We start from the raw sequence: 15277 nt of genomic DNA, 5'->3' as shown, positions 1-15277 counted from the left end.
CCAAATCATGGAGGAGAGATAGATTTGAATTCACGAACCAAGAAATTGTTATCGTATTACAAACCTCATCTGGGATTATTATGTGCCGACATGGTCTGTGCGTTGATCGTTTCGCTCATTACATTAATCCTTCCAATGTGCATTCGCTATATTACCGTTCAGATTCTACAAGAGAATACGCCCAATACATTGGTTCAAATGTACACGATTGGTGCCGTCATGATCGGCCTCATCATCGTCCATACATTTTGCAACATGTTTATTTCCTATAAGGGTCATATGATGGGGGCCATGATGGAAAGTGACATGCGAAAAGAGCTGTTTGATCATCTGCAGAAACTATCGTTCCGTTTTTATGATGAACAAAAAATAGGGCAACTCATGACCCGCACCACCAATGACATCTTATCACTAACTGAACTTTACCATCACGGTCCTGAAGATATCGTCATTTCACTGCTCAAGTTTACGGGCGCTTTCATCATTTTGGCTTATATCGATGTTAAGCTTACCTTTATTGTCTTTCTCTTTTTACCGGTAATGGCGGTTTACGCGTTTTATTTCAATAAAAAAATGAATGTAGCTTTAAGAAGAAGCAAGGATCGGATCGGTGACATCAATGCGCAGGTTGAAGATTCCCTCTCGGGTATCCGTGTTGTGAAATCATTTACAAACGAAGAGATTGAGCAGCAAAAATTTGATTACGAAAACAACCGTTTTGTTGACAGCCGAAGAGATGGCTATAAAAGTGAAACATACTTTTACGAAGGACTGATCGCGTTCACGCAGTTGATAACTGTGGCCGTTATCATTTTTGGCGGAGCTGCTATTCTGAATACTTCACTTGAGCTCGCCGATTTGCTGACCTTTTTCTTATGTATTGGCATCATAATCGAGCCCATTCAGAGATTGGTGAACTTCGCGAGGCTGTATCAGGAAGGAATAACGGGTTTTGACCGGTTTATGGAGATTATGGAGATCGAGCCTGATATCCAAGACTCCCCCAACGCGATAGAACTGGAACAAGTGCGGGGAAAATTGGAATTCGTGCATGCAAGCTTCAAGTATATTGAAGAGCACCAAAATGTCCTGACGGACGTATCTCTGCAGATCGATGTCGGGGAATATGTTGCGATCGTGGGAGCATCCGGTGCCGGCAAGTCCACTCTCTGTTCTTTGATTCCGCGCTTCTATGAGTTGAATGAGGGGCAAATACTTCTGGATGATCGGGATATCAGAGACATTCGCCTTCGTTCGCTAAGAAAAAACATCGGCATTGTTCAGCAGGACGTCTATTTATTTGCCGGTACGGTTTCGGATAACATCCGTTACGGTAAAATGGACGCAAGCAAGGAGGAGATCGTGGAAGCGGCGAAAAAGGCGAATGCCCATGATTTCATTATGAAACTTCCGGATGGATATGACACGGATATCGGTCAAAGAGGCGTTAAACTCTCTGGCGGTCAGAAGCAGAGGCTTAGTATTGCGCGCGTTTTCCTGAAAAATCCGCCGATCCTAATATTTGATGAAGCGACAAGCGCTTTGGACAATGAGAGCGAAAAGGCCGTTCAAAATTCGCTCGAAAGGTTATCCGATAACCGTACTACCCTGGTGATAGCCCACCGTTTGTCTACGGTTCGAAACGCGCAGCGGATCGTCGTGCTGAACGAGAATGGGATCGATGAGCAGGGAACCCATGAAGAGCTTATCGCCTTAAATGGAACATACGCGAATCTGTACAACATGCATTTGAAATCATAATATTTGAAAGAACCCGCCATCATGCATGGCGGGTTTGTTTTTTAAGATTATAGAATTTAAATCTCAGCGAAGCTGAACCATTCTATAATCGCAAGAAAAACTACATCCAAAAGCGGTCTGTCTTCTGTGAAAGTACGTCGATAGACGTTTTTCTTACGGCTGGAATGAATCTTTATACCCATACGGAAGGCGGAAAAAAAAGCGCGGACTTTTGCATATCATGATTCATGCAACTTCTTACAGATTCGGCTCAAACCTTTAGCGTCAGGCCATATAAGCCTCAAGAATAATACGGAACTTTTTAAACTTTTATGGTCCCGGCGGACTGCAACTTATGGTACAATTTTCATGCTGCGGTCATTACATACAAATCAGGAAAAGATGATTATTAGTATGTAATGCTTACAGTGCATTAAGAGGATTGAAGGAATACCAGCACAGGAGGGGAAGCACATCAGGCCATTTTTGTCGTACCGGACGGAACCGATCCGGAAATAGAACGTAGGTATAAAGCAACGATAACAGCAGCCTTAAGGATAGGTTCAAACGTGATTCTTTTACATATGACAACAAATCATGAGTCACCAGAATGACTGCTTCCTTGACCGAAGCGGCATGATCATCGCGGGTTGCCGATAACACGGAGAAAGCGCATGAATTAGGCCTTGGCGTCACTTCATTACCATCCAGATATTCTTGATGGGGCAAGAGGAGGAAAAGATATTGAACCCAATCAAATACATAAAATTTGCAGGACTTGTTATAGGGATTCTGGTATTAAACGTCTTAGTGCTCTCGCCCGGATTTCTTGGAGTTGAGATCGGGGGAAGCGCTCTCTCCACGGCGTTTGGGGTTACATTACTGGTCGCGAGCGCGATCGTTTTGCTGTATGGGAGTTACGTACTATTGTTTAAGCCTCCTGTGGTTCTGCCTGTAAAAGAGATCAAGACGCATGAAGATTATGTAGAGGGGTTGAATCAATACAAACACGTAAAATCGCTCGAGGAAGACATCAATCTTGCTTTGGAGCAGCTGGAACGTATGAAAAAGAAAAGGGGCACCCTGCTGAATGTCCTGAATCAAAGATTTGATCCTGCGGAGTTAAGCTATAAGAAGTTTGAATCCGTTACGTATGAGGTTGAAAAGCTGTTTTATCTGAACATCAAAAGCATCCTGAACAGGCTGAGTATATTTGACGAGTCGGAGTTTCTGATTGTGATGAACCAGAAGCCGGGCAAATTCTCCCGTGAGCTGCTTCAGGAAAAGACGAATGTGTACAACGAGTTCATCTCTTTCATGCGAAATTCCTTAAGCACCAACGAAGAGATTCTGCTGAAGCTGGATAAACTGCTGGTGGAAATCTCTCGTCTGGACAGCTTGGAGCCTGGAGATATCGACAATATGCCATGTATGCAGGAGATCGACTCTTTGATTAAGCAGACCAAATATTATAAACAGTGAGAGGTGCAGTGAATGGCAAAGAAGAATAAATTTTTCCTAGTATCCGGAATTATTTTGGTCATCGTATTTGTCCTTGTGTATGTGGGGGTAAACTTGACTTCAAATTTAGGAAAAACAAAAATGCAGGTGACTGCTCAAGATGCTGCCAAACGGCTGGGCAAACTGTACTCCAATATTTCAGTAACTACCGATACACCCGTTAAGGGTCAAATTGACCTTGATCCGGCAGATGTAGGGGAATCGCTTCCGGATATATCCAAGTTCCCAATGACGGTAAATAACACGACGGATAATTTTGTGGAAATATTCTCGTCTCCGGAGAAAGCAGGAACAGGCGTAGACGGCTGGTTGACGGAGGTGGCGACCGAGTTCAATAAGGCCAACATCATCGTCAACGGCAAACCGGCATCCGTCAAGATCCGTAATATTGCTTCGGGTACAGGCGTGGATTACATTAAATCGAAAAAATACATACCCGACGCATTTACTCCTTCCAATGAATTATGGGGTGAAATGGTTAAGGCAAGCGGTGTCAAAACACAGCTGGTATCCAAACGTCTCGTCGGAAATGTACCTGGAATCGTGTTATCCAAGTCTAAATACGATGCCATTGTAAGCAAGTACGGAGCCGTAAATGTCAAAACCGTGACCGAGGCGATCGCGAACAACGAATTTTCGATGGGATATACCGATCCTTTTGCCAGCTCTACCGGCCTCAATTTCCTCGTCACCGCTCTGAGCACATTCGATAGCTCAAATATCTTGGGAGACAAAGCCGTACAGGGCTTTGAGAAATTCCAGGCGAACGTGCCATTCACGGCGTCGACTACCATCCAGATGCGGGATGCAGCCAAGTCGGGAGCGCTTGACGGGTTCGTTTTGGAATATCAAACATTCGTCAATGCGGCAGAACTTAAGGGTGGATATGTGTTTACTCCTTTTGGGGTTAGACATGACAGTCCATTGTACGCCATTGGCGATCTGCCCCAGAACAAGCGTGACATTATCACCAAGTTCGCGGATTTTGTCTCTCAGGACAAATATCAATCCGCTGCGAAGGATAAAGGCTTTAACAGCCTTGAAGATTACAAATCGGAGCTCGCTCCAGTTGATGGGAATCTTCTGATTGCTGCGCAAAAGCTGTGGAAGGAAAAGAAAAACGGGAATAAATCGATTGCAGCTGTATTCGTGACGGATGTATCAGGCAGCATGGCGGGCGAACCTTTGAACCGCTTGAAAGAGTCCTTGCTCAAGGGACAGAAGTTTTTAGGCAGAGACAACAGCATTGGTCTGGTCTCCTATTCAAGTGATGTCACCATTAATTTGCCGATTGCAAAATATGATACGAATCAGCAATCCATGTTCGTCGGAGCAGTTGAAGGTCTGCAGCCAGGCGGGGGGACGGCTACGTTCGATGGAATCGTGGTGGCAATCAAAATGCTTCAGGATGAACTGGCCGTCAATCCTTCGAGTAAGCCGTTAATCTTCGTTCTGAGCGACGGGGAGACGAATGAGGGGCATACGCTCAAAGATATCAAGAGCCTGATTGAAGCATACAAAATTCCGATTTATACAATCGGGTACAACGCGAACATTAAGGCGCTTCAGAACATTTCCAGCATTAATGAAGCTGCCAGCATTAACGCGGATACGGATGATGTGGTCTACAAAATTGGCAACCTGTTCAACGTGCAAATGTAAGCAAAACTGCGAATATTCTTAAACTAATCAAAGGGGGATTTATATGTCGTTTTCGATGGAAGTAGTAAACCCGGAAGAGATTAAGGCAGCAATTGAAGAAGAGGTAAAACCTGTGCCGGAGGAAGTAGCAAAACTCCAGGAGCTGGCAAATTCCAACGTGGCAGCCATTATGGAGCTGGATATCGAGTCACTGGATAAACGGAAAGAAATTCTGCAGTCCATCGATACCTTCGGTTTAAACACCATGAAAATGTCTTCGGATAAAAATGCCTTGTTGCAGGTATCCGTAGGTAAACTATCCAAAACCGGTGATGAGGGAGGGGATGTTGCTAAAGGTCTGGTTGAGCTGCATACACAGCTGAAAGACTTGGACCCAAGCGTAATCGACTTTGCCAAAACAGGCCTTCTCGGCAAGCTGTTTAATCCGCTGCGTGCCTACTTCCTTCGGTTTGAAAAGGCGGATAGCGTTATTGCGGATATCGTAGTTTCTTTGGATAAAGGGAAGCAGACCCTGAAGAACGATAACACTACGCTTGAAATCGAACAGCAGACGCTTCGGGATTTAACCAAAAAGCTTCAAAAGGAAATTCAGCTCGGTGGACTTATGGACGAATCGATCGAATCGCAGGTCGAAGCGGCAAAAGTGCGTAATGAAGATCCCGACAAAATCCGTTTTATTACTGAAGAAGTGCTGTTTCCGCTGCGTCAGCGGGTAATGGACCTGCAGCAGATGCTGGTCGTCAACCAGCAGGGGATCATGGCCATCGAAGTGGTTATCCGCAACAACAAGGAACTGATCCGCGGCGTAGATCGGGCCAAGAACGTTACTGTTTCCGCACTGAAGATTTCCGTTACGGTAGCGAGCGCCCTCTATAATCAAAAAATCGTATTAAAGAAGATCGAGCTCTTAAATCAAACCACGAATGAACTGATCTCGAGCACATCCAGAATGCTGAAAAATCAAGGGGCTGAAATCCAAAAGCAGGCGCTTGAAGCCAGCATTTCGGTAGATACCTTGAAACAGGCTTTTGCCGATGTGTTGTCCGCGCTAGATTCGATCAGCACCTACAAGCAGGAAGCCCTGCCTAAAATGCGTGATACAATCAATCAATTCCGCGAAATGGCTGACAGTGGGGAAAAACAGATTCAGCGTCTGGAAAGAGGCCATAAATTAGGCTTATAAAAGGAATCATCACCTCATATTCTTGTGCGCATGTTTATTACCATGGCCCTTCCACATGTGGAGGGCTATTTGTTTTTCTTGACTTCACAGGCCGTGTGAGGACGGGACCTTCTTTTTATGATAAGTTGATTATACAACTCTAGTCGCTTTACTATTCTCTGCACAGCCATGAAGGAGTGATTCAAATGGATATTAAGATTGACGATCTAACCGGGCCGGAAGTGGCTGAGTTAGTAGGACAGCATCTTCAAAATATGTCTGAGCTTTCTCCTCCTGAAAGTACGCATGCTCTGAATTTGGATGGACTTCGAAGTAAGGACGTGACATTTTGGAGCGCATGGGAGCAGGGAGAATTGACCGGCTGTGGTGCGCTGAAAGAACTGGATGAACAGCATGGGGAGATTAAATCGATGCGTACTTCATCCTCACACCTAAGAAGAGGTGTTGCCCGGAGAATTCTTGCACACATTATTGATGAAGCCAAACAGCGTGGATACCAGCGACTTAGCCTGGAGACGGGTTCCATGGAAGCTTTCGCGCCAGCCAGAAGACTGTATGCTAGCTTCGGTTTTCAATACTGCCAGCCTTTTTCGAATTACGTCGAGGATCCCAATAGTGTATTTATGACCATGGAATTATAAATATCTTCTGGCCCGTTAATACATCAGCCTTTCATATCCAACGGGTTATACGATTCCTGCATCGCAGCGCAATCGCGGCTGATTTAAGCCCATGAGTCAAAAGGGGAGAATCAAGGGGATGCAAAAAAGCTTAAGCTTTGTCATGAAACAAGGCTTAAGCTTTTTCATATTCACAGGGTTAACCCGTAAATTCCTGAACCCATTCATTATTATAAAAAGCTATACCAATATTCTTGTAGCTATTATTCAGGATATTGGCTTTATGACCTGGACTGTTCATCCAATCTTTCATGACCTGCGAAGGGCTGGTCTGGCCTTTGGCGATATTTTCACCAGCGGTGTTATACGTGATTCCGTATTGCTTCATCATATCGAAGGGTGATCCATACGTTGGTGAGTTGTGGTCAAAGTAATTGTTATTGTACATGTCCTCTGCTTTTGCCATAGCCATTTTTGCCAACTGATCATTCATACTCAAAGAGCTTAATCCTGCTTTGGATCTTTCCTGGTTGACCAGATCCAGTACCTGCTGGGCGTATTGGGATGAATCCTTTTGGGCTCCTGGTGTTTGTCCAGATGTTGTTTTTCCAGGCGTAGTTTGACCTGGTGTTGCTTGTCCAGGTGCTGTTTGTCCTGGTGTTGTTGTTTGTCCCTGTCCAGGAGTAGTTGTGGTGGTTCCATTTCCATAACCATTTCCATTACTATATCCCGGGTACGTCTTATTTCCAGTGTTCGGCGATGCTGGTGCTTGTCCTGCTGATTGATTGGTACCTGGCGGTTGAAGCAAATTAAGCAATTCTGGAGGAATCCCGTTTTGTGTTCCTTTTGCTGATACTTTAGCATTCGTCCAAGATGTTGCAGTGGAGGATGCTTGAGTGGAGGTATATAACGGTCCAGCTTTTCGTGTTTGGGACGTTATTTGGACTGGATTGGGATTTACTTGCTGTTGTGTTATTGGTGTTTGAGTTACTTGCTTTGGGGTCACATTGTTATTGGATGTACAGCCTGCAACCAAAATGAAGACGGCGGGCACGATATACTTTATCATCAACAAATCTCCTTAGTCCATTAAATTTTGTGCATTACCGCTATTAAGGTTTACTGTTTGGCCTGGATTTATTCCTCATGACAAAGTTCCGGCAGCGTGTCAGCTGGCATATGTTTCAGTGTTTTGCATGTCTGCTATAGCCTAAGGCTATAACTGGATATAGCTTATACCAGTTACACTATAACGATAAATACGTGATATCTTACTTGTAACAATTTGTTATAGGGGTGTACGAGAGATGGCGAAAAGCAGTGTTTTGGGATACCCGCGCATTGGTGCGGACCGCGAATGGAAGAAGGCGCTCGAAGCGTTCTGGGCAGGTAAAATCGAGGAAACGGAATTGAACAGCAAACTGCAGGAAATACGTTTAGATCACTTACGCAAACAGCTGCAAAAGGGTATCGATCTCATTCCTGTCAATGATTTCAGCTATTATGATCATGTACTGGATACAGCTACGATGTTCGGCATTGTACCGAAGCGTTTTCCATATGAAGGCGGCGCAGTACCTGTATCTGTTTACTACGGCATTGCCCGCGGGACGAAGGAAGCAGCTGCAAGTGAAATGACCAAATGGTTTAATACCAACTATCACTATATTGTGCCCGAACTAGATGGGGCTGCTCCTGTCATCACAGAAAACAAGCCGCTGACAGCATACCGGGAAGCAAAAGAAAAGCTGGGTATCGAAAGTAAACCGATCATTATTGGACCATTAACCTTCCTAAAACTATCAAAAGGCTACGATATTTCGGAAACCGATGCATGGCTTAAACGTTTGCTTCCTCTCTATGTACAAATCTTGCAGGAGCTTGCGCAAGAGGGAGTTCAATGGGTACAAATCGATGAGCCCATTCTTGTCACGAAACTAGAAAATGCCGATCTCGGACGCCTCAAGACAATCTATGAAACGTTTGCCGTATCGGTACCAGAACTGAACATCATGCTTCAAACCTATTTTGAATCGGTAGAGAATTACAGTGACATCGCTGCGCTGCCGGTTCAAGGCATTGGTCTGGATTTCGTGCATGGTTACGCTGGTAATCTCCAATCAGTCAAGGAAAATGGTTTTCCCAAAGACAAGGTACTTGGTGCGGGAATCATCGATGGACGCGGTATCTGGAAAGCATCACTTCAAGAAAAACTAGCACTCCTGGAAGAGTTATCTGAACACGTAGTGGCAGAAAAGCTAATTGTACAGTCATCCTGTAGTTTGCTTCATGTTCCGGTAACGGTACAGAATGAAACGAAACTCTCGGCAGAACTAAAGAATGCTCTCGCATTTGCAGATGAGAAACTGGACGAGATCGTCCTATTGACGAAAGCAATTTCTTCAGGCAAAGCCTCCGTTGTAAAAGAACTGGAAGAATGTGAGCTTGCTATTCAAGCACTCAAACAATCAAGCGAGCGCAACCGTACGGACATTCAGCAAGCAGTTGCTGCCGTTAGCTCGAAGGAGCCGAAACGTAATCTTCCTTTTGCTGAGCGACACATTGTTCAACAACAGAAATGGCAGCTGCCGCTCTTGCCTACAACGACCATCGGCAGTTTTCCGCAATCCGTTGAAGTCCGTAAAGCCCGCCAATTATGGCGTAAAGGCGAATGGAACAACGAACGATATGCAGGCTTCATCCGCGATCAGATTGATACCTGGATTAAGCTGCAGGAAGAGATTGGACTGGATGTCCTAGTTCATGGGGAATTTGAAAGAACAGATATGGTTGAATTTTTCGGTGAAAAACTTGCAGGCTTTGCATTTACTCAGTATGGCTGGGTTCAATCATACGGTTCCCGCTGCGTAAAACCGCCGATTATATATGGAGATGTCGCTTTCGAGAAAGCCATGACGGTCGAGGAGACAAAGTATGCCCAGTCAAAGACCAAGCGTCCTGTAAAAGGGATGCTGACAGGTCCGATCACGATCATGAACTGGTCGTTTGTCCGTGAGGACATCACGCGGGAACAAATCGCCTACCAGCTGGCTTATGCGTTGAGACAAGAGGTTGAAGCGTTGGAGGATGCCGGTATTGGTATGATTCAGGTGGATGAGCCGGCGGTTCGCGAAGGCTTGCCGCTTAAGACAGAAGAACAAGCCAAGTATCTGGAATGGGCCGTCAAAGCGTTCCGTATGACCTCATGCACGGTTCAAGATACAACGCAAATTCACACACATATGTGTTATTGCGAATTCCATGACATGATCGATTCCATTGAAGCTATGGATGCTGACGTGATCTCAATCGAGACATCCCGGAGTCATGGAGAACTCATTCACAGCTTCGAATTGAATACGTATAAACAGGGAATCGGCTTAGGTGTGTATGATATTCATAGCCCGCGTGTACCGCAAATTGAGGAAATGACCCAAATGATTGACCGCGCTCTGTGCGTGCTGGATCCGAAGCTTTTCTGGATCAATCCGGACTGCGGACTAAAAACCCGTGGAGTCGATGAAACGGTTAGTTCCTTGCGCAACATGGTTGCTGCAACTCGGATTGCCCGTGAGAAGTATTCCGTAAACGTATAACAATAGCAGCTTTCATATCTTGCGAAGAAGTCTGAGCCATCAGGCTTCTTTGTTTTTTTATCCAGGATCATGATCGAGCCGATGTTACATCTCGGAATAAATTACTATTGAGTGGGAAAATTACCAAAGAACATAATCCGGAAAGTCAGGCGATCGATCATGAAACCATCATCTCAAACCATCTTTTCTACCGTAGATCAAAATATCACATACATACAGGATGCGCTGTTCCATACAGATGATCTCAAAATTAGGCATCATTTTTACAAAGATATGCCGGCAGCATTGGTGTATTTGGAATCCCTGGTTGATCCTATACTTGTTGAACGGAATATTATAGCGCCGCTTCGTCTTAAAGAAGCTGACAATCTGTCTGAGCTTTTTACGACGATGCATCTGGAAGTTCATGAGAGACTAGAGGATGGCATTCAAGGGCTAATGCAGGGTTACTGTCTTTATTTTGTGAAGGGTAAGCCAGTGTTCTATACTCTGACCGCACCAGCCAATTATGACAGAAGCATAACGGAACCGGAAAATGAAGCGATTATTCGGGGAGCTCATAACGGTTTTATCGAGAATTTGACTGTAAACTTATTTTTGCTCCGTCAACAAATCAGTGTACCAGATCTTACAGTCAAATACTTCAATATTGGCAATACGGCACCAAGACGAGTAGCTATGATTTACATGCATAATTTGACGGAGCAGGAGTTGGTTCAGAAGGTTGAAAAGAGACTGAAAAGCATATCCCTTGATGCCATTATGTCTGCAGGGTTCATTCAGGAATTAATAGAAGATAATCCGCATTCGATCTTCCCCCAGCATTTGAATACGGAGCGGCCGGACCATACGGGAGCTTATCTTATGGACGGACATGTCGTTATGATGCTCGAAGGGGATCCCACAGCACTTATTGTGCCGGTAAGCTTTTTTGCCTTTTACCAAACGCCTGACGACTATAACAATCGGTGGATGATCGCTTCCTTTGTGAGATTTATCAGGCTTCTCAGCTTCATTACGGCTTTTCAGCTGCCGGCATTCTACATTGCGATCGTATCCTTTCACTCCGATGTATTGCCCATCCAATTGTTCTTCACGGTGCAGGGGTCACTCACGAGAGTTCCGTACCCACCGTTAATGGAAGCGATGTTACTAGAGCTCATATTTGAATTTCTGAGAGAAGCGGGTCTTCGGCTTCCATCCCGAGTAGGCCAAACGATTGGCATTGTAGGCGGTTTGGTTATTGGAGATGCGATTGTCAAAGCAGGGTTTGTGTCATATACCATGATTATTGTCGTGGCTATGACCGCTATTTCTTCGTTTCTGATTCCATCTAATGAGATGAGTTCGGCGATTCGGATCTTAAGATTTCCCTTGATGATTGCCGCCTCCCTTTTCGGTTTTATAGGCATCTCCTTTGGACTGACCATCTTGTTTATTCACCTGTGTAAGCTGGAATCCTTTGGGAAGCCATACCTATTTCCTGTGGCGCCTTTAAAGATGAAAAATTTCAAGGATGCTTTCATGCGTTTCCCCATTTGGAGAATCCGGAAAAAGGCTGACGGCTCCCCAAAATAATAACTGACCTGGTTCAGATCAAACCGTGAAGAAAGAGAGGACCCTATGGCTCAAGATGAAAAATTCATGTCTCCAAAGCAGCAGTTCTTGTTTATTATCCAAGCGCAGATTGGGGTAGGCGTCCTCTCAATTCCATACAAGCTGAGTGAGACTGCAAAGGGCGGGGGAGGTATCTCTGTCATCATGGCAGGGATCATTACACAGATCATCATCTTGATGATGTGGGCTTTAATGAGGAAATTCCCCGGCCGCAACCTGTTTCAAATTTGTCTTCAGTTGGCAGGACCTATTGTAGGAAGGATGCTCATTATTTGCTACATCGGATATTTCCTTTTTCTTGGAGCGAATATTATGCTTAGTGCGATTGAGGTTCTTTCGCGCTGGATACTTCAGGAAACTCCCAAATGGGTCTTGCTGGGCTTGTTCTCGATCATGACATTCTACCTGGCGAGAGAAAAGCTTACGGTACTAGCTAGATTTTATTCTTTAGCATCTGGATTATTTATCCCGTTAATTATATTTGTAAGCTATGGTCTAACCCAAGCCCATATCGAGTATATGTTCCCGATCATGGAAACAGGTTTCTGGAACATTCTCAGAGGGACAAAGGATACCACGAACTCGATGTACGGGTTCGAAGTGTTTTTGATCATTTTCCCATTCATTGATGCTTCAGATAAACAAAAGCTGTTCATCATCAGCATGTCGAATTTATTCGTCACGCTGTTTTACACTTTCGTGGTCTGCACCTGTCTTATGGTATTCACTTCTGACCAGCTGCGAATCATCCCGGAACCCGTTATTTATCTGGTGAAATCACTAAACTTCTACATCTTTGACCGGGCCGATATCATTTTCCTGTCGATCTGGTCGATTACGCTTGTATGTTCCATTGTCAGTTACTGTTATTCGGCTTCTATAGGGCTAAGCGTACTGTTTAAGCAAAAAAACCACAGATCATTCGCGCCCTACGTTCAAATTGCCATCTATTTCATTGCATTGCTGCCAATTACGCCCATCACAATTCATCATTTTGACCAAATGGCTGAGTTTGCCGCGTACCTGTTTATTGCCACGATCCCAGCGGTATTGATGATCGTATCACTCTTCGTCAAGAGAAAGGCAGGTAGGACTGTATGAAACGAATTTTTGATGGCTTACTGTTGTTCATCATCATCGCCTTGACGACTGGCTGCTGGGATCACGAATATTTAAAGGACATGAATCTTGCCTACAGCATCGCTTTTGATCTGACGAAGGATCATAAAATCAAGCAGACGGTTGAGCTCATTATTCCACCGGAAACCGAACAGTCTGCTACCAAAAATGAAATACATACGGCGACAGGCTTTTCGACTCGGGGGGCAAGCAATGAATTGCGCAACCGGGTAAGAGGAAATATGCGAGTGATCAAAAATGGCGTGCAGCTTATTGGTAAATCTCTAGCAATAAACGGTTTGGATGCTCCCATGGATGTGAATTTCAGAGATCCCAAAAATCCGACCTCCAATGTACGGATGCTGATCGCAGACAAAGAAGCGGGGGATATTGTTAATCAAAAAAAAATTGGAGAGCTGAAAATCGGGGAGTTTCTTACATCAAAAATCACCAGCCTGGAGAATATGAGTCTCTTTTATCCTCCCGAAACCATGGATACCGTTTTTCATTCTTTAAAGGATCCTGGACAGGATTTTGCGCTTCCTTTGATCGGCATGGAAGGGGACGAAGTTGCCGCCAAAGGTGTGGCCTTGTTCCATGATCAATATTACAGCGGAATGCTTGATACCGAACAATCTATTCTTCTGGTTCTTCTGAAAGGAAAAACGGGTGGAAACGCACGCTTTACCAAAACAATTGATATCGGAAGCACGGATTCGAGCCGGAGCGAACTCAGTTACAATGTTGGCAAAAAAAAGATTAAACGCACCTTCAAGGTTAACGTAGCCAATAACGGTGATGTACATGTCACGTTGAACATAAAGCTTAGAGCGATTCTCGAAGAATATACAGGTACCCATCTCCTTGATGACAAAGCAATCGCAAGATTGAATCAAGAGTTATCCAGCATGATGACCAGCGATGCGAAAGATGTCATCAGAGAGCTCCAGAAAGCAAAATGCGATATATTCGGAGTAGGGAGAAAGTTGATCGCTTACCATAATCCAATTTGGAAACAAAAGAACTGGAAGGAGGATTATCAAAAAGTACATTTTCATACGAATGTTCAGGTTTCCATTATTGATACTGGCATTACGCAGTAAAGAACTGGCCGAAAATTCGTGGCCAAGGAACCCTATTCGGTTCCTTTTTCAATTCCAATAAAAGAATCCCTTTATTTCGAATTAAAATGCTTGTTTAATAAATTGTATTTTACTCATCTAGAGGATATAGGAAAGAAATATTTATCCGTAAATATATTACGAAAAAAATATTCTTGTATATATTAGGGGTGGGTGCTATACTGATGCCAAAGCCAGCACCAAAGGAGAAAAAATCATAATGAGTGATGCATTACGACCTGTTCAAGAAAGAAGTGTAGAAGGGCCGACTTTAGTTACTATGATTCAGAATGCTTATGAAAACTTAAGCGTAACGGAGAAACGGATCGCCGATCTAATTCTGAATTCTCCGGAAACGATCATTTATAATACGGTCACACAAGTGGCCGAAGTTCTTGAAGTAGCGCAATCCACGGTTACGAGATTTTGTCGCACGATCGATTTACGGGGTTATCAAGAGCTGAAAATTCGTTTGGCTCAGGAGCTGGAGCGTAGACAGCCTGCTCCGCAGGTGCAAGAAGTTCAGAGCCTTCCCATGCAGTTGGCGAACAATGCAGCGAATAGCATTCTCGATGCCGCCGCACACATTGAAGAGTCTGTATTCGAATCAGCGGTAGCGGCGATTGTAAATGCCAGAAGAATTCATATCTTTGGGCTTGGGGAATCGGGCCCGATGGCTCAGCTGCTCAAGATTAAGCTTTTGGGACTTGGACTCATGGTTGATGCACAGGTAGATATTCATCTGCAGTCCATTGCGGCGGCGCATCTAGATTCGAGAGATGTCGCAATCGGTATTTCGCAACAGGGCAGTACAAAGGATATTGTGGCGGTCATGCAGACGGCTCGTAAATCCGGGGCGAAGACGATTTGCATCACCGGGCATGGAAAATCCCCTATCACAGAGGTTTCGGATATTAGTCTGGTCTGCTTCAATCGCGGGTTGAGCAATATTCTAGAAAGCTTCAAGAGTAAAGCCTCGATCTTGTACGTTATTGAGCTATTAAGCGTAAGTTTGACGCTCCAAATGTCAGACCAGTCGCTTGATATAAAAAAATTATGGAAGACGACAGATTCCATACTCGACAAACTGTATTAAGG

Annotated in this window: 11 protein-coding genes; 10 read left to right on the top strand and 1 reads right to left on the bottom strand. The window is 44.5% G+C overall.

Going from position 1 to position 15277, the window contains the following annotated elements; genetic code table 11:
- Positions 1-24: 24 nt before the first annotated feature.
- From MUG84_RS18310 to MUG84_RS18290, 5 genes are all read left to right on the top strand, one after another.
- The gene (locus MUG84_RS18310; RefSeq protein WP_244727392.1) at positions 25-1761 is read left to right on the top strand and encodes an ABC transporter ATP-binding protein; all 1737 of its coding nucleotides are present in this window, start codon (positions 25-27) and stop codon (positions 1759-1761) included.
- Positions 1762-2484: 723 nt separating this feature from the next.
- Positions 2485-3222: a hypothetical protein gene (locus MUG84_RS18305; protein WP_244727390.1), complete on the top strand. Its 738-nt coding sequence runs from the start codon at positions 2485-2487 to the stop codon at positions 3220-3222.
- 12 nt (positions 3223-3234) lie between these two features.
- Positions 3235-4923, top strand: coding sequence for a vWA domain-containing protein (locus tag MUG84_RS18300; RefSeq protein ID WP_244727387.1), 1689 nt, complete (start codon positions 3235-3237; stop codon positions 4921-4923).
- Between the two features lie 43 nt (positions 4924-4966).
- Positions 4967-6106 carry a toxic anion resistance protein gene (locus tag MUG84_RS18295; protein ID WP_244727385.1) on the top strand — a complete coding sequence of 380 codons (1140 nt, stop codon included), beginning with the start codon at positions 4967-4969 and terminating at the stop codon, positions 6104-6106.
- Between the two features lie 185 nt (positions 6107-6291).
- Positions 6292-6747: a GNAT family N-acetyltransferase gene (locus tag MUG84_RS18290; RefSeq protein ID WP_244727383.1), complete on the top strand. Its 456-nt coding sequence runs from the start codon at positions 6292-6294 to the stop codon at positions 6745-6747.
- Positions 6748-6925: 178 nt separating this feature from the next.
- On the opposite strand, the gene MUG84_RS18285 is transcribed toward MUG84_RS18290, so the two are convergent.
- Positions 6926-7795, bottom strand: coding sequence for a CAP domain-containing protein (locus MUG84_RS18285; protein WP_244727381.1), 870 nt, complete (start codon positions 7793-7795; stop codon positions 6926-6928).
- Positions 7796-8033: 238 nt separating this feature from the next.
- Here MUG84_RS18285 and metE point away from each other — a divergent pair, with 238 nt between their 5' ends.
- From metE to MUG84_RS18260, 5 genes are all read left to right on the top strand, one after another.
- A complete protein-coding gene (gene metE, locus MUG84_RS18280; protein WP_244727379.1) occupies positions 8034-10322 on the top strand; it encodes a 5-methyltetrahydropteroyltriglutamate--homocysteine S-methyltransferase in 2289 nt (762 codons plus the stop codon).
- A gap of 159 nt (positions 10323-10481) precedes the next feature.
- The gene (locus tag MUG84_RS18275; protein WP_244727377.1) at positions 10482-11900 is read left to right on the top strand and encodes a spore germination protein; all 1419 of its coding nucleotides are present in this window, start codon (positions 10482-10484) and stop codon (positions 11898-11900) included.
- 45 nt (positions 11901-11945) lie between these two features.
- A complete protein-coding gene (locus MUG84_RS18270; RefSeq protein WP_244727375.1) occupies positions 11946-13040 on the top strand; it encodes a GerAB/ArcD/ProY family transporter in 1095 nt (364 codons plus the stop codon).
- On the top strand, positions 13037-14161 hold the full coding sequence (locus MUG84_RS18265) for a Ger(x)C family spore germination protein (RefSeq protein ID WP_244727373.1): 1125 nt from the start codon (positions 13037-13039) through the stop codon (positions 14159-14161). The genes MUG84_RS18270 and MUG84_RS18265 overlap by 4 nt, the downstream gene beginning before the upstream one ends.
- A 238-nt stretch (positions 14162-14399) precedes the next feature.
- Positions 14400-15275, top strand: coding sequence for a MurR/RpiR family transcriptional regulator (locus MUG84_RS18260; RefSeq protein WP_244727371.1), 876 nt, complete (start codon positions 14400-14402; stop codon positions 15273-15275).
- Positions 15276-15277 lie beyond the last annotated feature (2 nt).

The sequence above is a fragment of the Paenibacillus mangrovi genome (assembly GCF_022898935.1).
Classification (GTDB): domain Bacteria; phylum Bacillota; class Bacilli; order Paenibacillales; family Paenibacillaceae; genus Paenibacillus_AQ; species Paenibacillus_AQ mangrovi.
This window is presented reverse-complemented; position numbering and strand designations above follow the sequence as displayed.